At 72.8% G+C, this 20,626-nt stretch carries 14 protein-coding genes; 2 read left to right on the top strand and 12 right to left on the bottom strand.

Annotated features, from left to right (window positions below; all coding sequences use genetic code 11):
- Window positions 1-14: 14 nt before the first annotated feature.
- The 10 genes from AS97_RS33230 to AS97_RS33185 form a co-directional block, all read right to left on the bottom strand.
- Window positions 15-2,231, bottom strand: coding sequence for a hypothetical protein (locus tag AS97_RS33230; RefSeq protein ID WP_210566161.1), 2,217 nt, complete (start codon window positions 2,229-2,231; stop codon window positions 15-17).
- A gap of 272 nt (window positions 2,232-2,503) precedes the next feature.
- A complete protein-coding gene (locus AS97_RS33225) occupies window positions 2,504-3,235 on the bottom strand; it encodes a Crp/Fnr family transcriptional regulator (RefSeq protein WP_059141679.1) in 732 nt (243 codons plus the stop codon).
- An 85-nt stretch (window positions 3,236-3,320) separates the two neighbouring features.
- Complete coding sequence (locus tag AS97_RS47780) at window positions 3,321-3,662, bottom strand: hypothetical protein (protein ID WP_156107331.1); 342 nt, start codon at window positions 3,660-3,662, stop codon at window positions 3,321-3,323.
- 1,038 nt (window positions 3,663-4,700) lie between these two features.
- A complete protein-coding gene (locus tag AS97_RS33215; protein WP_210566160.1) occupies window positions 4,701-7,325 on the bottom strand; it encodes a polynucleotide kinase-phosphatase in 2,625 nt (874 codons plus the stop codon).
- On the bottom strand, window positions 7,322-8,926 hold the full coding sequence (locus AS97_RS33210) for a 3' terminal RNA ribose 2'-O-methyltransferase Hen1 (protein WP_210566159.1): 1,605 nt from the start codon (window positions 8,924-8,926) through the stop codon (window positions 7,322-7,324). The genes AS97_RS33215 and AS97_RS33210 overlap by 4 nt, the downstream gene beginning before the upstream one ends.
- 33 nt (window positions 8,927-8,959) lie before the next feature.
- On the bottom strand, window positions 8,960-9,934 hold the full coding sequence (mmuM, locus tag AS97_RS33205; RefSeq protein WP_210566158.1) for a homocysteine S-methyltransferase: 975 nt from the start codon (window positions 9,932-9,934) through the stop codon (window positions 8,960-8,962).
- Window positions 9,935-9,957: 23 nt separating this feature from the next.
- A complete protein-coding gene (locus AS97_RS33200; RefSeq protein ID WP_210566157.1) occupies window positions 9,958-10,881 on the bottom strand; it encodes an LLM class F420-dependent oxidoreductase in 924 nt (307 codons plus the stop codon).
- 18 nt (window positions 10,882-10,899) lie between these two features.
- Window positions 10,900-11,385 carry a DUF6099 family protein gene (locus tag AS97_RS33195; protein WP_059141673.1) on the bottom strand — a complete coding sequence of 162 codons (486 nt, stop codon included), beginning with the start codon at window positions 11,383-11,385 and terminating at the stop codon, window positions 10,900-10,902.
- A 323-nt stretch (window positions 11,386-11,708) separates the two neighbouring features.
- A complete protein-coding gene (locus tag AS97_RS33190) occupies window positions 11,709-12,032 on the bottom strand; it encodes a nucleotide pyrophosphohydrolase (RefSeq protein ID WP_247204844.1) in 324 nt (107 codons plus the stop codon).
- Between the two features lie 46 nt (window positions 12,033-12,078).
- Entirely contained in the window at window positions 12,079-13,236 is a 1,158-nt protein-coding gene (locus AS97_RS33185; protein WP_059141850.1) for a hypothetical protein, read from the bottom strand.
- Window positions 13,237-13,382: 146 nt separating this feature from the next.
- On the opposite strand from AS97_RS33185, the gene AS97_RS33180 reads away from it, so the two are divergent.
- Both AS97_RS33180 and AS97_RS33175 read left to right on the top strand, forming a co-directional pair.
- Window positions 13,383-13,925: a hypothetical protein gene (locus AS97_RS33180; RefSeq protein ID WP_125760363.1), complete on the top strand. Its 543-nt coding sequence runs from the start codon at window positions 13,383-13,385 to the stop codon at window positions 13,923-13,925.
- Between the two features lie 402 nt (window positions 13,926-14,327).
- Window positions 14,328-16,493 carry an MMPL family transporter gene (locus AS97_RS33175; RefSeq protein WP_059141670.1) on the top strand — a complete coding sequence of 722 codons (2,166 nt, stop codon included), beginning with the start codon at window positions 14,328-14,330 and terminating at the stop codon, window positions 16,491-16,493.
- 517 nt (window positions 16,494-17,010) lie between these two features.
- Here AS97_RS33175 and AS97_RS33170 read toward each other — a convergent pair.
- The gene (locus AS97_RS33170) at window positions 17,011-18,354 is read right to left on the bottom strand and encodes a TRAM domain-containing protein (protein WP_059141669.1); all 1,344 of its coding nucleotides are present in this window, start codon (window positions 18,352-18,354) and stop codon (window positions 17,011-17,013) included.
- A 117-nt stretch (window positions 18,355-18,471) separates the two neighbouring features.
- Complete coding sequence (locus AS97_RS33165; RefSeq protein WP_210566156.1) at window positions 18,472-20,565, bottom strand: APC family permease; 2,094 nt, start codon at window positions 20,563-20,565, stop codon at window positions 18,472-18,474.
- Between the last annotated feature and the right edge of the window lie 61 nt (window positions 20,566-20,626).

The following is a 20,626-nucleotide window of genomic DNA, read 5'->3' as shown; positions in this document are numbered from 1 at the left end:
CGATGTCTCTCTCCTCACAGCGCCTCCAGCACCTCCCGTATCCGCGTGGCCGCCGCGGCGTCGAGCGGCTCGTCGCCGTCCTGTGCCAGCCGGGGCAGAAAGCCGCACAACACCGTCAGTTGCCGTTCATCGCCGGCCGCCCGCCGGATCCAGCCGACCAGCGCGTCCTCGGCCGCCCCGGCCGATCTGGCCCAGGTCAGCGCGGCCCGCAGCAGCTCGGCCAGCCGCGGCGCGCACTCCGGATGGGCCGCCAGCACCGCCGTGGCCAGCGGCCAGGCAGCGTACGGCTCCAGCTCCGGCACCTCGCACAGGCCCCACAGATGCGAGGTGCGGGTGGTGACCGCGCGCAACACCGTGAGCAGCGCCAGGTCCCGGCGGGGCCGCCGGGTGTCGCGCAGCCAGCGGGTGAGCGCGGTCAGTACGGTCTCCGGCTCGGTCCCGGCCAGCAGCCGCAGCACGCCATAGGAGGTGGTGCGGCCGTCGTCGGCGCAGGCGATCCGGCCCAGTTCCGCCAGGGACGCCACGACGGAGCCCGCCGCCAGGCCGTAGCCGTGGGCGAGCGCGGCGGTCTCACGCTCCCGCTCGTCGTCGCCGCGCGCCCAGTCGCGCAGCAGCCCGTTCACGGCGGGACGCACCTCCGGGGCCCGTGACGCCTCGGCGAGTGCGGTGGCCGCCGCCATCCGCTGCACCGGGCTGTCCGTACGGGCCAGCGGCAGCGCCAGCTCGACCAGACCGTAGAGATAGTCGCGGGCGCACAGCACGCCCGCGGCGACCGCCGCGCGCACCCACACCTGGGGGCGCGGGTCGTCGCACAGCCCGCGCAGCCAACGGGCCATCGGGCCGCGGAGGTTGTGGTGGGCGTCCCAGGACTCGTGGAGCACGGCGGGCGCCAGCCGCCGCCCCTCGAACCACACCGCGCGCACCGGCACGGACGCGTCCCCGAGGTCCTCCACCCCGTCGCCGTGGACCGCGCGCGCCGTGGCCAGCGAGGCCCCGGGGCGGGCGGCGAACAGGGGGCGGCCCGGCGCGTACTGCGGATCGAGCGTGACGGCCAGCTCCCAGGCCAGCAGTTCGGCGGCCTCCGCCATGAGGCCGTGGGCCGAACCGTTGAAGACGGCGAGCGCGATCCGCAGCGCGGCGGCGCGCAGCGCGGGCAGCGCGGCGGGCAGGGTGCCCGGGTGCCCTGCCTCCAGGAACCACGCACGGGCCTGGTCCGGGGCGAACGACCGGCAGTGCTCCAGCAGCCGCTCCTCGGACAGCCTTCCCTCGGCGTGCGCGGCCAGCAGGCCGGCGAGCCGGGCGGCCTCGCCGGGCCGCGGCTCGTCCAGGCCGAGCGCCTCGGCCAGTTCGGGGCGCCGGGCGGTGGCGTGGGCCGTCTCCAGCAGCCCGGTGGGGCGGTCGGCGAGCAGCTCGGTGAGGTGGCGGTCGAGGACGTCGGCGGCGGCCGGAGGCTCGTACGGCACGGCGTGGCGGCGGCCGCGCAACAGCCGGTCGGCGGCCGGGCCGCCCGCGACCAGGACGACGCAGAACGCCTCATGCCCCGCGAAGTGGGCGCGCAGCCGGTCCAGCAGCGGCTCGACCGCGAAGTCCGCCTGATCGGCGGAAAGTTCGAGGAGATAGCCATGGCCCCGCTCGGTCTTCTCCACGCCGGCCGCCCCGTAAGAGAGGCCGGAACCGGGCAGGATGCCGGAACCGGGCAGGATGCCGGGCTCATGCGGGGTGCCGGACCCGTGGGGAATACCGGAACCGTACGGGAGGCCGGAACCGAGCGGGATGCCGGACCCGAGCGCGGCGCCGGTCACGTGTGGGATGCCGAGTCCAAGCGGAATGCCGGAACCCAACCGGGAGACCCCGCCGCCGGCCAGCTCGGACAGCTCGGCGAGGAGGGCGAGCCCGGTCCAGGCGCGGCCGGTGCCGGGTTCGCCGCACAGCGCCAGCAGGCCCGTGCGCCGCAGATGGTCGCGCATCGCGACATAGCCGGGGACGGTCCGGTAGAGCCGCCGCAGCCGGTCCAACTCCTCGCGGGGCACCGGGCCTTCAGGGAGGGGATGCGGCGCCGGTTCGGCACACAGCCGGGCGGGGCCGACGGGGATATGCAGATGGGCGCGTGCCTCGCGCGCCGTGCGGGCGCCGCCCGGCTGGCCCGCCCCGTCCAGCGGGTCGCTCTTGGGGATGTCCAGCCGCCGTCCCCGCGACTCCGCCGGGGCGTCGACGTCTTCCGCTGCGCTCATCGCCCGCCGTCCTTCATGCCGTGGCCCCCGCTTCCCGCTGTGGTGGTGATGGGCTGTCGGTGAATGCCCGAAGCGGGCGGCGGGGTTTCTCCCCCTGCCCGCCCCGCCGCCCTTCTCCGGTGCGGGGCACTGGGCCGTGCGCACCCCCGTCGCTCACGGTCCCGCGCCCTTTGTGCCACTCCAGGGTCGCCGGGGAACGGCGGGGCGGCTGTAGCCGTTTACACAGTCACGGAGAACGCGTGGGAAGTGCGCGCCCGCGCTCAGTCGTGGGATCAGTCGCAGGGGTCGGTCGCGGGACGCGCCGGGATGTGCTCCCCCGTCGCCCGTCCCTCGGCCAGCAGCCGCAGCAGTCCGATGTCCATCACCACGAAGCGGCGCGAGGCGGTCCGGACGACGCCCTGGCCGCGCAGCAGCCGCAGCGCCTTGGCGACCGCCTCCCGGGTCGAGCCCACCGCGGCCGCGATGTCGTGCTGGGGCAGCGGCAGATCCACGGTGATCGCCCCGTCGGCGGCGGGGTGGCCGGTGCGCTCGGCGAGTTCGACGAGCCGGGCCGCCAGCCGCTGGAGCACCTTCTCCGAGGCGAGTGACCGCCGCTCCCCGTCGGAGCTGCGCAGCCGGGAGCTGAACTGACGCATGATCAGCACGGTCGCGATGGGACGCGCTGCGAGATAGGCCCGGAACCGGTCGCCGGAGACCACCACCGCCTCCATCCGGCCGAGCGCGGTGACGGTGGCGCTGCGCGAGCCGTGGTCCACGGCCGCCTGGTCGCCCACGACTTCGCCCGCTCCGCGCAGCGCCAGGATCAGCCGCACCCCGCGCTCGGTCTCCACCGAGATGGTGGCCCAGCCGGAGGTGATCGCGACGACGAAGGTCGTACGGTCGTGCTCGCGCAGCACGACCTCTCCGGGGGCGTAGGCCCGGGGCGTGCCGAGGGCGAGCAGTGCGCGCCGGTCGTCGGCCGGAAGGGCGTGCAGGAAGGGCCGTCCGTCCTCGAAAAGACTCATCCGCCCTCCCCGCTCAGCTCGTCGTCGTCATGCCTGCGGAGAACCCAGGGACCGGTCAGCACGCTAGGCAGCTGGCACGGGCACGTCAATGGTGCCGTAGCGGGTCCGTGCCGGATCCGCCGCTCTCCCCGGGGTCGGCCCGAACTCCCGTACGCACAGCGGCGCCCGCGACGGCCGCGAGCGCGGCGGTCACCGCCGTGAAGACCCACCCGGCGCGCAACGCGTCCAGCCCCGGGCGCGCGGCGCCCCCGGTGATCACGACCAGCGCCGCGACACCCAGAGCCGAGCCGCCCTGCCGGGACATCATGAGCACCCCGGAGCCGAGGGACAGCTGACGGGCCGGAAGCAGTCCGGCGGCCGAGAACATCACCGGCTGGTAGAGCCCCGCGCCGACCCCGGTGAGCACCAGACCGGGTATGAACCCCACGGCGTAGTGGGCACCGTCGCCGCCCGCGGGGAGCAGCCACCACACCGGCCCCGCGGCGAAGCACGAGCCCGCCGACCACGGCCGTGGTGCGCTCCCCCGGTGCCCGGACGATCCGGCCCGACAGCATCGACACCACCAGGACGGTGAGCGGCCAGGGTGTGACGGAAAGGCCCGCTCGGGCCGAGGACCGGCCCCATGCCCCGGTGAACAGCGGGGTGGCGGCGAGGATCGGGGCGGCGTAGGCGAGGAAGTAGCTGCGCAGCCCGAGCGTGGCGGCGGTGAAGGCACGGGTCCGGAACAGCGCTGGGTCCACCGCCGGATCCGGATGGCGGCGTACGTGCGCCACGGCCGGCGCGCCCATGACCAGGCCGACGGCGAGGAAGCCGAGGGTGGCCGGGGCGCCGCAGCCCCGGTCCGCGGCCTCGACGCAGGCGGTGGTCAGGCAGCCGGTGCCGAGCAGGACGAGCAGCGTGCCCAGCGGATCGAGCCGGCGGCGCTCACCGTAGACGGGGCCGGTGGGGACGGGGCCGGTGCGGACGGGGCCGGTGCGCGGCAGCAGCCGCAGCCCGGCCGGCCATGCCAGCAGCACCGCGGGCGATTGACCCCGGCGCCAGTCGGAGGCGGCCAGCAGCCCGCCCGCCACAGGCCCCGCACTCGCCGCGACCGCACTCGCCGCGACCGCGCTCACCGCCGTCCAGACGCCGACGGCCGTGGCCCGTTCGCGCGGCGGGAAGGCGGGCAGGGCGAGCGAGAGGGAGTGCGCACGAGGACGGCCGCCGCCACGCCCTGCACCACGCGCGCCGCGATCCCCGGCGGCCGGGGCCCGGAGCCCGGGCTGCCGGGCCCCACGGGATGTCCGGCGGATCCTGACGCCTGCGGCGGGCTGCTCCCCTCCTCGCCCCTTCCCGCCGCATCGACATGCGGCTTCGCCGCGTGGCAGGACTCCGCCCCTGGACCCCGGGGTCTGGGGGCGGAGCCCCAGTTGAGGGAGGGGGCGGGGAGGGGAAAGACCCGCCGGACACCCCTGGACCGTCGTCACTACAACCGTGGGTCCACCGGTTCCGACTCCAGTGCGAGCACCGCGAAGACCGCCTCGTGGACGCGCCACAGTGGCTCGCCCTCCGCCAGCCGGTCCAGCGCCTCCAGACCGAGCGCGTACTCCCGCAGGGCGAGCGAGCGCTTGTGGCCGAGATGGCGCACCCGCAGCCGGTCCAGGTTCTCCGGGCGGGTGTACTCCGGGCCGTAGATGATCCGCAGATACTCGCGGCCCCGGCACTTCACGCCCGGCTGGACCAGCCGGCCGTCGCCCTTGCGGACGAAGCCCTGGAGGGGCTTGACCACCATGCCTTCGCCGCCGGCCGCCGTCAGATCCAGCCACCACCGCACGCCCTCGGCGACCGACGCCTCGTCCTCGGTGTCGACGATCAGCCGCCGGGTGGGGGCCAGCAGCCGGGCGCCGTGGCCGTCGGCGGCCGACTGCTCGGCCTCGATCATCCGGTCGATCAGGGCGAGTTGCTGATCATGGGGCAGCACGGTGGCGAGGTTACGGCCCTGGACGGCCAGGATCTGGAACGGCGCCATCCGGATGCCGTCCGGCCCGTCGACCGGCCAGCAGTAGCGCCGGTAGGCGTCGGTGAACGCGGCCGCGTCCGACGCCCGTTCCCGCTGCTTGCCGAGGAGGGCTGAGACCTCGACACCGCGCGCCTCCGCCCCCTCCAGCGCCGCGAGAACGCCGGGGAAGACGGCGCGGGAGGCGGCGCCCACCGCCGCGTACTGGTTGCGCAGCAGCCCCTCGGCCTTGAGCGACCACGGCATCAACTCGGCGTCCAGCAGCAGCCAGTCCGTGTCCAGCTCCTGCCACAGCCCGGAGTCCTCGAGGGAGCGGCGCAGCACGCGCAGTACGGTCTCGGTGAGCTGGACGTCGTCGAAGAACGGCCGTCCGGTGCGGGTGTGGATCGTGCCGGAGGCGCCGTCCGGCGCGCCGAAGCGCTCCCGTGCGAGGTCCGCGTCACGGCAGACCAGCGCCACCGCGCGGGAGCCCATGTGCTTCTCCTCGCAGATCACCTGGCGCACCCCGTCCGCGCGGTAGGCGGCGAACGCCTCCGCCGGGTGTTCGAGGAAGCCTCCGTCGGCGGTTCCACCGCCGGTCCCCTCCTTGGAGGTGGCGGTCGGCGCCATGGTGGGCGGGAGATAGCCGAGCAGCCGGGGGTCGACCGCGAAACGGCTCATCACCTCCAGCGCGGCCGCCGCGTTCTCCTCCTTGACCGCGATCCGGCCCATATGGCGGGTCTCGACGATACGGCGGCCCCGCACATCGGCCAGGTCGAGCGGACGGCCGTCGGCGCCTCCGGGGGCCTCGGTGGTCAGCGGTTTGACCGGTTCGTACCAGACCCGCTCGGCCGGGACGTCCACCAGCTCGCGCTCCGGCCAGCGCAGCGCGGTCATCCGGCCACCGAAGACACAGCCGGTGTCGAGGCAGATGGTGTTGTTGAGCCAGGAGGCGCGGGGGATGGGGGTGTGGCCGTAGACGACGGCGGCCCGGCCGCGGTAGTCCTCGGCCCAGGGATAGCGCACCGGCAGCCCGAACTCATCGGTCTCCCCGGTCGTCTCCCCGTACAGCGCGTGCGAGCGGACCCGGCCGGAGGTGCGGCCGTGGTACTTCTCGGGCAGCCCGGCGTGACACACCACCAGCGCCCCGCCGTCCAGTACGTAGTGGCTGACCAGCGACTCGATGAACGCCCGTACCCGCTCGACGAAGTCCGGGTCCGCGGTGTGCTCCCGGTCCAGCTGCTCCACGGTCTCGGCGAGGCCATGGGTGACCCGCACCTTGCGGCCCTTGAGATAGCGGCCGAGCTTGTTCTCGTGGTTGCCGGGCACGCACAGGGCCGCGCCGGAGGCGACCATGCCCATCACCAGCCGCAGCACCCCGGGGCTGTCGGGGCCGCGGTCGACGAGGTCGCCGACGAAGACCGCCGTACGGCCCTCGGGGTGGGCGGCGTCGACCGGGCGGCCGGACTCGTCGCGGCGCACGGCGTAGCCCAGCTTGCCCAGCAGGGTCTCCAGCTCGGAGCGGCAGCCGTGGATGTCGCCGATGATGTCGAACGGGCCGGTGAGATGGCGCAGATCGTTGTAGCGGCGCTCGGTGACGACCTCCGCCGCCTCGGCCTCCTCGACGCCACGCAGGATATGCACCTTGCGGAACCCCTCGCGCTCCAGGGACTTCAGGGAGCGGCGCAGCTCACGGCGCTGGCGGGGGATGACATGGCCGGGCATCCCGGCGCGGTCGGGCCGCTGGGCGTTGCGCCGGGCGCACTCGCCCTCGGGGACGTCGAGGACGATCGCCACGGGCAGGACGTCATGCTCGCGGGCGAGCGCGATCAGGCTGCGGCGGGACTCGCTGCGGACGTTGGTGGCGTCGACGACGGTCAGCCGCCCGGCGGCCAGCCGCTTGCCCACGATGTAGTGCAGCACGTCGAAGGCGTCGGGGGTGGCGCTCTGGTCGTTCTCGTCGTCGGCGACCAGCCCCCGGCAGACGTCGGACGAGACGATCTGGGTGGGCAGGAAGTGGTGCCGGGCGAAGGTGGACTTGCCGGATCCGGTGGTGCCGACGAGCACCACGAGGGACAGGTCGGGCACGCCGATCGGGCGCTTCTCCTCGGTCATGCCGCTGCCTCCTTCGTCGTGATCGCGGTGGTGTCGCCGCTCCGGCTGTCGGTGCCGTCGTCGCCGCTCTCGGCGGCCAGGTGGAAGAGCGCGAGCTGGGTGGGCGGGCCGACCTCGGGGTCCTCGGGGCCGACGGGGCGGAACTCCACCGCATAGCCATGCCGTTCGGCGACCTGCTCCGCCCAGGCCCGGAACTCCTCGCGGGTCCACTCGAAGCGGTGGTCGCCGTGGCGCATCCGCCCGGCGGGCAGGGTCTCCCAGCGCACGTTGTACTCCACATTGGGCGTGGTCACCACGACGGCCTTGGGCCGTGCGGCGCCGAACACCGCATGCTCCAAGGCGGGCAGCCGGGGCGGATCCACATGCTCGATCACCTCGCTGAGCACCGCCGCGTCATATCCGGCGAGCCGGGAGTCGGTGTAGGTGAGCGCGCCCTGGGTCAGCTTCAGCCGGGCCGACGACTGCCGCTCGGCCGAGCCGGTGTCCGACCCCGGGCGGTCCGGCCCCGGACGGTCCAGCCGCAGCCTCCGTGCCGCCTCGTTGAGCGCGCGCATCGACACATCGACGCCCACGATCTCGGTGAACCGCGCCTCCTTCAGCAGCGCGCCCAGCAACTGGCCCTGGCCACAGCCCAGATCGAGCACCCTGGCCGCCCCGGCCCCGCGCAGGGCGTCGAGTATCGCCTCCCGCCGCCGTACCGCCAGCGGCACCGGCCGCAGCTCGGAACCCTCTTCGCCGTCGTCCTCCTCCAGCGGCTCGGCCGCCGGTTCGCCGACGGCGCTGTCGACGGCGCTGTCGACGGCGTTGTCGATCTCCTCCGCCTCGGTGTCGTCGGCCTCGGCGAGCCGCGCCAGCTCCAGCCGCTCCAGCGCGCTGCGCGTCAGCGACCAGCGCCGGGCCAGATAGCGGTTGGTGATCAGCCGCTGCTCGGGGTGGCGCTCCAGCCAGCCCTCACCGGAGCGCAGCAGCTTGTCCACCTCGTCCGGGGCGACCCAGTAGTGCTTGGCGTCGTCGAGCACGGGCAGCAGCACATACAGATGGCGCAGGGCGTCCGCCAGCCGCAGCTCGCCCTCCAGCACCAGCCGTACATACCGCGAGTCGCCCCAGCGCGGGAACTCCTCGTCCAGCGCCACCGGCTCGGCCATCACCGCCCAGCCCAGCGGCGCGAAGAGCCGCTCGACCAGGGCGGCGCCGCCGCGGGCGGGCAGCGCGGGCACCTCGATCCGCAGCGGCAGCGCCCGCTCCGGCAGCTCGGGCCGGGCCTTGCACTGGCCCCGGAGCGCACTGGAGAAGACGGCGCTCAGCGCGACGGCCAGCAGCGAGGAGGCGGCGTACGGGCGGTCGTTGACGTACTGCGCGAGCGCGGAGTCGGGGGCGCCGCCCCGGCCCTTGCCGCGGCCCCGCCGCACCAATGCCACGGGATCCACTTCCAACAGCAGCGCCGCGGTGCAGCGTTCGGCGGCCGCCTCGGGATAGAGGACATGCGCGGTGCCATAGGAGGTCGAGAAGCGCTGCGCCTTGTCGGGGTGCTTGTGCAGCAGGAACCCGAGGTCGGTCGCGGGGCGCTGGGCGGTGCCGGTGGTGGTTATCGTCAAGAACACCCGTCCGAGTATCGCCCGGTGCCCCTTCCTCACCTAATGGTTTCTCACCACGGCGGCCAGCTCCGCGATCCGCTCCGGCCCCACCCGGCAGCAGCCGCCGATGAGCCGCGCCCCCGCGTCCCGCCATGCCGTCACCCGCCCCGGGGCGAAGGTCGCCCGGCCGCGCCAGCTCCGTGCCGTGGCATCCCACTCCTCTCCGCTGTTCGGATAGACCACCACCGGCTTGCCGGTGATGTCGGCCGCGATCTCCACGGCCCGGTCCGCGTCGCCCGGCTCACAGCAGTTGACGCCGACCGCGATCACCTGGTCGACCCCCCTGGCCAGGGTGAACGCATCCCTCAAGGGCTGCCCGGCCCGGGTGGTCTCCCCCGCGATGCTGTAGGAGAGCCATACCGGCACCCCGCATCCCTCGACGGCGCTCAGCAGCGCCGCGGCCTCATCGGCGTCCGGCACCGTCTCCAGCGCCAGCGCATCGGGCCCGGCCGCGGCCAGCGCCTCGATCCTCGGCCGGTGGAACCGCGCCAGCTCGGCCACGCTCAGTCCGTACCGCCCGCGGTACTCGCTGCCGTCCGCCAGCATCGCCCCGTAGGGCCCGACCGAGGCGGCGACCCACACCTGCTCCGCGGCCTGGTCGTCCGCGGCCCGGTCGCCACCCGCGGCCTGGTCACGGGCCGTCGCGCGCTCGACGGCCGCCCGCTCGGCCCCCGTGCGCGCCAGCTCGACACTGCGCCTCAGCAGCGCCGTGGCCTCCTCGTAGCCCACGCCCCGGTGGGCGAAGCCCTCGTAGGTGGCCTGATAGCTGCTGGTGATGAGCACCCGTGCGCCCGCCCGTGCGTAGGCGGTGTGGGCCGCCTCGATCTGCCCCGGGTCATCGGCCAGCAGCCGGGCCGACCACAGCTCGTCGGAGAGATCGCAGCCCTGTGCCTCCAGCTGGTTGGACAGCCCGCCGTCGAGGACGAGCGATCCGCGCTCCAACGCGGTGGCCAAGGGTGTGCGGGATACGGACATCACAGGTACTCCTGGTGGTTCGCTCAGCCCAGCTGGGCCTGGACCTGCGAGGAAATCAGCTCCAGGTGGTCGAGGTCCTGGAGGTCCAGCATCTGGAGGTACATCCGGGAGGCGCCCGCCTGCGCATAGCGGCCGATCTTGTCGACGACCTCGGCCGGGGAGCCCGCCAAGCCGTTCTCCTTCAGCTCCTCGACCTCCCGGCCGATCGCCGCGGCCCGCCGGGCGACCTCGGCGTCGTCCTTGCCCACACACGCCACGAGCGCGTTGGAGTACACCAGGTCGTCGCCCTTGCGGCCGGCGGCCTCGGTCGCGTCCCGCACCCGGCCGAACTGGCGCTCGCTGTCCTCGACCGAGGCGAACGGCATATTGAACTCATCCGCGTACTGGGCGGCCAGCCGCGGCGTGCGGGTCGCCCCCTGGCCGCCGATCAGCACCGGCACCTTGCTCTGGGCGGGCTTGGGCAGCGCCGGGGAGTCCACCAGCTGGTAGTGGGCACCGTCATAGCCGAAGGTCTCGCCGACCGGGGTCTGCCACAGCCCGGTGACGATGGCCAGCTGCTCCTCCAGCCGGGCGAACTTCTCCTTGGGGAAGGGGATGCCATAGGCCCGGTGCTCCTCCTCGAACCAGCCCGCGCCCAGACCCAGCTCGACTCGTCCCCCCGACATCTGGTCGACCTGCGCGACCTGGATCGCCAGCACACCGGGCAGCCGGAAGGTGGCGGCGGTCATCAGCGTGCCCAGCCGGATCCGCCGGGTCTCGCGGGCCAGCCCGGCCAGGGTGATCCAGGCGTCGGAGGGGCCCGGGAGGCCGTCCCCGCTTCCCATGCGCAGATAGTGGTCGGACCGGAAGAAGGCGTCGAATCCGAGGTCCTCGGTGGCCTTGGCGACGGTGAGCAGAGTGTCGTAGGTCGCCCCCTGCTGGGGCTCGGTGAAGATGCGAAGATCCATGGCCCCCATCCTGCCTCTTCATGCGGCACCACCCCACTCCCCGCCCCACTCGCGGAACGTGAGATGCCGGAGCATCCCGTGCACCCGGTCGCGGGCCTCGTCCGCCGCGTCGATCGCCTCCACGCACTGCCAGTACAGCGCCTCCTCCTCCGTATTGGAGGCGACGCCGACCAGCGCGAACCCCGCCTCCGCGAGCAGATCTCCCAGCGCCAGCAGCACCTCTCTCGGATCGCGCACCTCCGAGAGCTGTGCGGCCCGTAAACCGCCGCCGCGCAGCGTGGGGTGGTGCAGCGCCGGGTGGAACAGGGCGCCACGCGCCCGCCCGCCCGCCTCGCACAGACCGCGCGCCTCCGCTCGCGCGGCCGCCGGGCCACTCACCACGAAATAACCGCCGACCGCCTCGGCCAGCGCTTGAACCTGCCAGGCTTCGGCCACGATGTCGTGCACGCCCCCGGCCTTCGCCAGGGCGTGCCGGGTGACACCGATCAGCCGCATCGCGTCCATTCCCCGCACCCCTCTCAACGGACTTCCGAGCCCGTCACTCCTCCACTACCCAGAGTGATAACTAACAGGCCGAAAAGCTAGGGGAATTCAGGAATCTGTTGACAACAGTTGCGATGTGGATAACTTTTTCACTACGGAGAGTGACGAAGGGGAGGGTTGAAGGGCCTGTGGGCCATCCGAGATCACGGTTCACCGCCAGAGCGCCCGTTCACCGCTATAGTCCCCCGTTCACCGCCAGGCCCCCCATTCACCGCCAAAGCCCCCGTTCGCGGTCAGCGCCCGTCTGCCATCCGCCCCCGTTCGCGATCCGCCCCCGTTCGCGATCAGCGCCCTCCGTTCACCGGAAACCGCCCCTCGTTCCGGTCGATCTTCGCCGAGAGCGCCGCGAGCGCGTCGATCCCCAGCACCTCGCAGAACTGGAGCAGATACGCCAGTACATCGGCGACCTCGTCCTCGACCCGGGCCGCCTCGCCCTCGTCCTCCATCACCCGCGCCGACTGCTCCGGCGTCAGCCACTGGAAGATCTCCACCAGCTCCGACGCCTCGACGCTCAGCGCCGCCGCGAGATTCTTGGGGGTGTGGTACTGCTGCCAGTCGCGCGCCGCCGCGAAGGCGGCCAGCCTGCGCTGCAGCGCCGCCACATCCAGGCCGTCGGTTCGGCCGCCGGTCCGGCCGCCTGCTCGTCGCTCGCTCTCATAGGACTCGCTCACGCCCCAGGTCTACCACCGTGACGGGGGCGTCCCCGACCGCCCCCGTCACGTCCCCCACCGTCCCCACGAGCCGGATGTGCCCCCGTGCGCACATCCGGGCCGCCACCCCCAGGAGCTCCCGCGCCTGCCGACGGTCCAGACACCGGTCGAAACCGTCGGCCAGCACGGTCAGCACCTGCCGCGCGGGGAGCACATCGGCCGCCGGGTCCACGGCCAGCACACCGGGCCCGGTCAGCAGCACGAGCGCGAGCGCGAGATACCGCAACTCGCCGTCGCCCAGCCGCTCCACGGGCATCGCGCCGAGCTCCCCCTGCTCGACCAGGGCCCGCACCACCCCGTCCGCATGCCCCTCGGTGACCAGGCCCTCCACCGGCCCGACGCACCCCGCGCGGACCGCCGCGACCAGCGCCGCATGGCGCGTGCCGCACTCCCGGCTGGTCCGCCGCAGCACCGCCGCCAGGTTCTCGCAGCAGCCGCGCAGCCGCCCGTCCCTCGGCACCGCCGGCGCGCGCATCCGCTCCGGCCGCGGGTCGCAGGGGAAGACCGAGCGCAGCGCGATGACCACCTGCTCGGCGGCGGCCAGCGCGAGCCGCTGCCCCTCCGTCGTGCCCGCGACCCGCAGCGGCAGCAACGAGGTCGCCAACCGGTCGTCGGGCAGCGGGGCGCGGGTCACCGCGACCGCTCCCGCCGTATGCCAGGCGGCCTGCACACAGCGCCGCCCCGGATCGCGCAGCGCCGTCTCCAGCAGCGTCTCCCCCGCCCCCGTCATCCGCTCGCCCACGATGCGCAGTTCGGGCTCGGCCTGCACGGCGACGTCGAGCTGTACGGGCCCGACCGGGCCGTCCACGGTGCAGCCGATGCGGAACCCGCGCCGCCCCTGCCGGTCCGGCCGCGCCCGGCGCGGGATGTACGCGGCCGGGTCACGGAACACCTCCGCGAGCCGGGCGCCGCCCGCGAGCCGCGCGAGCGCCGCGTACGCCTCCAGCACCCCGGACTTACCGCTGCCGCTCGGACCGGAAATCAGGGTCAGCGGGCCCAGCGAGAAGGCGGCGCGGCGGTGGGTCTTGAAGGCCGACAGCCTCAGCTCGGAGACCACGGGCCGCAGTTCGGTCCTGGCGGGCAGGAGCCCGGATGCGCTCATGCTCCGGAACATATCTCTGGCACATACCGCTGAACCGTTACGCCTTCCGTATCTTCCTACCATCGGGGGATAGCCGCGGTGGCCCATGATGACCAAGGGGCGGCAGATGGCCGGAGATCGGGGAGTTGAGGACGGGGTGGGGGCCCATGGCTGACAGCACCTTCTGGATCGTGGCCCTCACCGGCGGCACCGCCGTCCTGGCCAGCTGGGTCACCAGCCGCGGCAACACCAGGGCCGCCCGGATCCAGGCGGACACCGCGGTGCTCGCCCAGCGCGCGGAGCGGCTGCGCGACAGCAGGCGCGGCGCGTATCTCGATCTGATCGAACGGGCCCACGGCATCGGCGAGTTGTCCTGGGAGATCGCCGCCGTCCAGCGAGCCGCCGAGGCGGGGCGCCGCCCCGCCCTCCGGGATGAGTTGGACGAGCTGGACGAACTCGCCGAGCGCGAACGCGACGAATACGGCAAGCTGCGCCGCTGTGTGCGCGTGGTCGAGCTGGAGGGCCCGGCCGCCGCGGCCGCCACCGCGAACGCGCCGCAGAAGGCCACCGGCCCGTTCCACCGCGCCCTGGGCGCGATGCGCTCCGGCGAACCGGAGGCGCCGCAGCGCTTCCACGACGCCTTCCGCCCGTTCTGGCAGGCCCTCACGGACTTCGTCGGGGCCGCGAAGACGGCCCTCCACGAGGCGTAGCGGGGCGTCTCCACGAGACGTGGCGGGCACCGTGACGGGTCGCCTTGACGAGCCGCGACGGGGGCCTTGAGAGCGTGGCGGGGGGCTTGTCAGGAAGCGGACGGCGCGGGAGGCGGGGCACCCGAGCCGGGCCGCCGCACACCACGATTTTGTCAGCAACATGTCAGTCCGCACCACTTCACGGCCCGACCGCACACCGGCACCGGAGACTCGGACGGTGGCCGTCGGCCCGGGGCTCGAGAGGCGCCATCAGCACGGATGCTGATACGCGGGCCGCTCCCCTAAACCCTTTGGCGGAGCCGCCCTCAGCCCCCAGGCCGATATCCACGGGGACACATGGCGCGGCCTGAACAGCTGTCCTAGCGTGCCCTTTACTGGAACCTTAAATCCCTAAGGAGCGTCATGTTCGGGCGAATAGGACGGTTTTCCGTCCACCGTCCATGGCTGGTCGTCGCGTTGTGGGTCATCGCGGCGGTCGGCCTGGCCATCCTGGCCCCACCGCTGAAGTCCAGCACCGACCAGGCCGACTTCCTGCCGTCGCACTACGAATCGGTGCGGGTGACCAAGCTCCAGGAGCAGGCGTTCCCGCAACACGAGACCGCGGCCGCCATCCTGGTCTACCAGCGGTCGGACGGCGGAAAACTCTCCGACGCCGACAAGGCCGCCGTCGCCAAGGTGACCACGGGGTTCCAGGACGAGAAGTACAAGACCTTCAAGTCCGTGGTGACCACGCCCGAGGCCGTCTCCAAGGACGGCAAGGTGGCGTTGGCCAACGTGTACTTGACCAAGAAGGACGTCTACAACGAGGACACCCAGCAGTCGATCAAGGACCTGCGCGCGGACCGCGACAAGCTGCTGAAGGGCACCTCGCTGAAGGTCGACGTGACCGGTCCGTCGGCTTCCGCCCTCGATTCCGTCGAGTCCTCGGGTGACACCGATGCCATGATCATGATGGCCACCCTGGTCCTGATCATCGTGCTGCTCGGCGCCATCTTCCGCAGCCCGCTCATCGCGCTGATGCCCGTGTTGATGATCCTGGTGATGTTCATCATGGCCCAGGGACTGATCGCCACCGCCAGCGACTGGTTCGGGCTCGAGGCCGACAGCAGCGTGTCCGCGATCCTGATCGTGGTGCTGTTCGGCGTCGGCACGGACTACATGCTCTTCCTGCTGTTCCGCTACCGCGAACACCTCCGTAAGGGCCAGCAGCCCAAGGAGGCCCTGGTCGACGCGGTCACCCGGGTCGGCGAAACCATCGCCTCGGCGGCCGGTGCGGTCATCGTGGCCTTCCTCGCCCTGGTGCTGTCGACGATGGGCAGCATGCGCGCCATGGGGCCCTCGCTGGCGATCTCCGTCGCGGTGACGCTCGTGGCGGCCCTCACCCTGGTCCCGGCGGTGTTCTCGCTGCTGGGAACGAAGGCGTTCTGGCCGTCCAAGGCGTGGAAGAAGGCCCCCCGCAACCGGCTCGCCAACGGCGTCGGCTCCCTGGTGTCGCGTCGTCCCGGGCTGATCGCCGCGGTGTCCGCCGGTGTGCTGGCGGCCCTCGCGGTGGGCGCGCTCGGCTTCAAAGCCGAATTCGACACCGAGAGTTCGCTCCCCAAGGACCTGGAGTCCGTCCAGGCCATGGCGGATCTGCAGAAGAGCTTCTCGGCCGGTGAGTCCGACCCGAGCCTGGTGTACATCCAGTCGAACGGCGACAAGCTGGACGCCTCGGCGCTGACCGGGTTCCGGCAGAAGCTGGGGACGGTCGAGGGCGTCGGCGAGGTCTCCCCCGCCGTGCTCAACCCCAAGGGCGACGTGGCCCAGTTCAGCGTGGTGCTGAAGTACCGGCCCGCCTCCGAGAACGCCATCGAGCTGGTCGCCGGGGAGCTGCGGGACACCGCGCACGACTCCGCGCCCGAGGGCTCCAAGGTCCTGGTGGGCGGGTCGACCGCGGTGCTGGCCGACATCGAGGACGCGGTCAACCACGACTACCGGCTGGTCTTCCCGGTCGCAGGCCTGGCCATCATGCTGATCCTCGGCCTGCTGCTGCGCAGCGTGGTGGCGCCGCTGTATCTGATGCTCGCGGTCGGCCTCGGCTTCGCCGCGACCCTGGGTTCCACGGTCTGGCTGTTCCAGAACGTCCGGGGCGAGAACGGTCTGCTCTTCATGTTGCCGATCATCGTCTATCTGTTCGTGGTGGCGATCGGCACGGACTACAACATCCTCATGGTGGCCCGACTGCGGGAGGAAGTCCGCAAGGGCAAGACGCCGGCCGAGGCGGCCCGGCTCGCGGTGGCCCAGTCGGCGCCGACGATCGGTTCGGCCGCCATCATCCTGGCGGGCACCTTCGGTGTGCTGATGCTGGCCAGTAACACCATGCTCCAGCAAATGGGCTTCGCCGTCGCCTTCGGCATCCTGCTCACCGCGTTCATCATGGCGCTGCTGCTGGTGCCGACGGTGACCGCGATGCTCGGCTCCAAGGCGTGGTGGCCCAACCACCGCTACGACTCCCCCGACACGCCCGGCGTCTCCGGCCCCGGGCAGGCCGAGGAGCCCGATGCGGCGGGCGAGACCGTACGGGTGTGACCTGACGGCCCCCTCGGACGCCCGAACGACCCGGTGGCCCTTCGCGACATCGTCGCGGAGGGCCACCGGTGCGAGCGGCGGTCCCCGACGCCGAGCGCAACGCACCGAAGAAGCTGATCGCGGCGTGCTGCCCGCCTCCGCCATGTCGTCCGGGTAGTACCGGGTGGCCTCGAGACGGCTGCCCTCGCCGTAGAACGCGGCGTCCTTCTGAATCACGATAAATCCTTGCGCCGGTCCGACCGGGCCGGCCAGGCTCCCGCTCGCTCCGGGGCCGCGCTTTCACCGCGTCCCCGGCAGCGGTCCTGCGTCGGATGCCGAGACCGCACTGCGGGTCCCGGGCAGCCACTCTCAACGCAGGATGCGGCCAACGCAACAAGGTCATGCAATTTCTGCGACCCCGGAGGGAGCGGTGGTTGCGCCGCCGGCTCCGGGCGCCGCGCCCATCGGGCGGTCCGCCAGCACAAGGGCCTGCCCGACGCGGTCGCCGAGCGGCCCACCCAGGCTACACATCCGCAGGTCAGGAACGCTTCGCGACAGGCTCCAGCACCGCCACGCACTCCACGTGGTGCGTCACCGGGAAGAGGTCGAAGGCGCGCGTGCGGCGTGGGGAGTAGCCCTCCTCACGGAAGTACTTCAGGTCGCGGGCGAGTGCCGCCGGGTCGCAGGCGACGTAGACGATGCGGCGGGCGCCCAGGGCCGCGAGGCGGGTCACCGTCTCCTTGCCCGCGCCCGCGCGGGGCGGGTCCAGGACGATCAGGTCGGCCTCGGTGATCCCGGTGCGGGGCAGTACCTGCTCGACCTTGCCGTGCTCGACGCGGACGCGGTCCAGGTCCTGGAGGTTGTGCCGGGCGTCCTCGACCGCGCGCTTGCTCGACTCGATGCCCAGCACCGCGCCGCGCTCCCCCACCCGTTCGGCGATCGCGCCCGCGAAGAGGCCGACCCCGCAGTACAGGTCGAGGGCCGTCTCGCCCTGGCGGGGCATCAGGCCCTGCATGACGGCCTCGACCAGGACGTCCGCCGCCTTGGGGTGGACCTGCCAGAAACCGGCCTCGCCGACCCGCCAGGTGCGGCCCGCCGCCCGCTCGCGGACGAAGGGGCGGCCGTGGACGCGGTGCACCAGGCGGGTCCGGTCACGGCCGCGGGACTCGCTGACCCGCAGCACCGAGACCGGCCGGTCCAGCTCGACGATCGGCAGCCGGCCGCCGGGGCGCGGGGTGAGGACGACCTGGCGGTCGGAGGAGCCGGTGGCCGCGATGGCCTCCACGCCGGCGATCTGGGGCCATTCGCGCTTCTCGACGCCGAGTTCGGTGACGCCGGGGGCGGCGATCAGACAGTGGTCGATCGGCTCGACCTCGTGCGAGCGGTGGCGGCGCAGTCCGGGCCGGCCCTGCTCGTCCACCGCGTACTGCACCCGGGTGCGCCAGGCCGGGACCTCGCCGCGGGCCACCTTGTCGCCGGGCGCGGGCTCGACCGTGCCGTCCCAGCCCGCCTCCGCGGGGGTGAGCCCCGCCAGCCGGGCCAGCTGCTCGGTGATCACCTCGGCCTTCAGCCTGCGCTGGGCGCCGGGAGCCGCGTGCTGCCAGTCGCAGCCGCCGCACTTGCCGGGGCCGGAGAACGGGCACGGCGCCTCGACCCGGTCCTTGGAGGCGTCCAGCACCCGCACCGCGTCGGCGCGCAGGAAACGCGCGCCCTCCTCGCCCTCGGTCACCCGGGCGACGACCCGCTCACCGGGCAGCGCATGCCGGACGAAGAGCACCTGGCCCTCGCCGGTCCGGGCGATGCAGTGGCCGCCGTGCGCCACCGGGCCGACCTCGACCTCGTACTCCTCGCCGACCAGCGATGCCTTGGGTTCACTTTGCATGGCGGGTTCAGGCTCCAGAGGGGGTGAGGGGGCACGGTGGGACAACAGCCCACCAGTCTACGTCGCGCCCGCCCCCACCCCGTCACGCCCCGAGGCCCCAGGACCGCGGGCCCACCGTCAGGGAACCTGCGAGGTGACGCCCGGCTTCTCGCCCTTGGGCCCCTTCTCGCCCTTCTCCCGCTGCTTGGCCGGGATCACCGGACCGCGCCGCACCGCACCCGGGGCGTTCCACTCGGCCCGCTTGCGCGCCCGCTTCCGGGCCAGCTCGGAGGAGTCCAGCTGCCACGGCACGGAGGTGACCATGACGCCCGGGGTGAACAGCAGCCGCCCCTTGAGCCGCAGCGCGCTCTGGTTGTGCAGCAGATGCTCGTACCAGTGGCCGACCACATACTCGGGGATGAAGACGGAGACCACATCGCGCGGGCTCTCCCGGCGCAGGCTCTTGACGTAGTCGATGACCGGCCGGGTGATCTCGCGGTAGGGCGAGTCGAGGATCTTCAGCGGCACATCGATGCCGCGCTCCTGCCACACCCGCTGCAACGCCTTGGTCTCGGCGGGGTCGACGTTGATGCTCAGCGCCTCCAGCCGGTGCGAGCGCATCAGCTTGGCATAGGCCAGGGCGCGCAGCGTCGGCTTGTGGACCTTGGAGACCAGCACCAGGGAGTGCACCCGGGAGGGGCGCACCTCCTCCTCGTCGAGCTGTTCGGTGGCCGCCGCGAGCTCCTCGGAGACGCCGTCGTAGTGGCGCCTGATGGCCGTCATGGTGACGTAGAAGATGACCATGCCGAGCAGGGCGACCCAGGCACCGTGGGTGAACTTCGTCAGCAGCACCACGACCAGCACCAGGCCGGTGAAGAAGGCCCCGAAGGTGTTGATCGCGCGGGCGCGGACCATACGGCGGCGGGCGTTCGGGTCCCGCTCGGTCGCCAGATGGCGGTTCCAGTGCCGCACCATGCCGGTCTGGCTGAGGGTGAAGGAGACGAAGACGCCGACGATGTAGAGCTGGATCAGCCGGGTGGAGTCGGCTCCGTAGAGGTAGACCAGGACGGCGGCGGCCGAGGCGAGCAGCACGATGCCGTTGGAGAAGGCGAGCCGGTCGCCGCGGGTGTGCAGCTGGCGGGGCAGGTAGCGGTCCTGGGCCAGGATCGAGCCGAGCAGCGGGAAGCCGTTGTACGCGGTGTTGGCGGCCAGGAAGAGCACCAGCGCGGTGGCCGCGGCCAGCACCACGAAGAGGAACGAGCCGTCGCCGAAGACCGCGGCCGCGACCTGCGAGATCACCGGGTTCTGGGTGTAGCCGGCGCCGAGCGGGGTGCCGTTCTTCAGCAGGTCGTGCGCGGGGTTCTCGGCCATCTTGACGTCGGTCACCAGGGCCAGCGTGATGATGCCGACGAACATGATCACGGCGAGGCCGCCCATCAGCGCCAGCGTCGTCGCCGCGTTACGGCTCTTGGGCTTGCGGAAGGCGGGCACGCCGTTGCTGATCGCCTCGACGCCGGTCAGGGCGGCGCAGCCGTCGGAGAACGCGCGCAGCAGCAGGAAGATCAGCGCGAAGCCGGCCAGCCCGGTCTGCTCGGCGTGGACCTCGAAGCCCGCGGTGGGGGCCTTCATGTCGTCGCCCAGGACCAGCCCGCGGTAGGCGCCCCAGAGGATCATCACGAAGACGCCGCCGACGAAGACATAGGTGGGAATCGCGAAGAGCTTGCCCGACTCCCGTACGCCCCGCAGGTTCATGAGCGTCAGCAGCAGGATGATGCCGACCGCGCACAGCGTCTTGTTCTCGATGATGAAGGGGACGGCCGAACCGAGGTTCTCCACACCGGAGGAGATCGACACCGCCACCGTGAGGACGTAGTCGACCAGCAGGGCGCTGGCGACCGTCAGACCCGCCTTGGGGCCGAGGTTGGTGGTGGCGACCTCGTAGTCACCACCCCCGCTGGGATACGCGTGCACGTTCTGGCGGTACGAGGCGACCACCGTGAACATCAGCACGATGATGGCGATCGTGATCCACGGGCTGTAGTGGTAGGCCGACGCACCCGCCACGGACAGAACGATCATCACCTGCCCCGGCGCATACGCGACGGAGGACAGGGGGTCGGAGGCGAAGACGGGGAGCGCGATGCGCTTGGGGAGGAGAGTCTCCCCCAGCTTGTCGCTGCGCAGGGCCCGCCCGATCAGGATCCGTTTCGGGAGGTCGGTCAGTTTGGACACGCAGAGGATCGTAAGGGGTAGCGCGGGCCCCCGCCCACCCGCCCACCCCCGGGAAGGGGGC

Origin of the sequence: Streptomyces sp. AgN23, assembly GCF_001598115.1 — a bacterium.
Taxonomy (GTDB): domain Bacteria; phylum Actinomycetota; class Actinomycetes; order Streptomycetales; family Streptomycetaceae; genus Streptomyces; species Streptomyces antimycoticus.
The sequence above is the reverse complement of the archived record's forward strand: the minus strand, read 5'-3'. Positions and strand labels throughout refer to the sequence as shown.

Bases quoted from the DNA above. Each gene is read 5' to 3' on its own strand.
- AS97_RS33230 (WP_210566161.1), bottom strand. From the start codon at position 2,231: ATGAGCGCAGCGGAAGACGTCGACGCCCCGGCGGAGTCGCGGGGACGG.
- AS97_RS33225 (WP_059141679.1), bottom strand. From the start codon at position 3,235: ATGAGTCTTTTCGAGGACGGACGGCCCTTCCTGCACGCCCTTCCGGCC.
- AS97_RS33215 (WP_210566160.1), bottom strand. From the start codon at position 7,325: ATGACCGAGGAGAAGCGCCCGATCGGCGTGCCCGACCTGTCCCTCGTG.
- mmuM (WP_210566158.1), bottom strand. From the start codon at position 9,934: ATGTCCGTATCCCGCACACCCTTGGCCACCGCGTTGGAGCGCGGATCG.
- AS97_RS33200 (WP_210566157.1), bottom strand. From the start codon at position 10,881: ATGGATCTTCGCATCTTCACCGAGCCCCAGCAGGGGGCGACCTACGAC.
- AS97_RS33195 (WP_059141673.1), bottom strand. From the start codon at position 11,385: ATGGACGCGATGCGGCTGATCGGTGTCACCCGGCACGCCCTGGCGAAG.
- AS97_RS33185 (WP_059141850.1), bottom strand. From the start codon at position 13,236: ATGAGCGCATCCGGGCTCCTGCCCGCCAGGACCGAACTGCGGCCCGTG.
- AS97_RS33180 (WP_125760363.1), top strand. From the start codon at position 13,383: ATGGCTGACAGCACCTTCTGGATCGTGGCCCTCACCGGCGGCACCGCC.
- AS97_RS33175 (WP_059141670.1), top strand. From the start codon at position 14,328: ATGTTCGGGCGAATAGGACGGTTTTCCGTCCACCGTCCATGGCTGGTC.
- AS97_RS33170 (WP_059141669.1), bottom strand. From the start codon at position 18,354: ATGCAAAGTGAACCCAAGGCATCGCTGGTCGGCGAGGAGTACGAGGTC.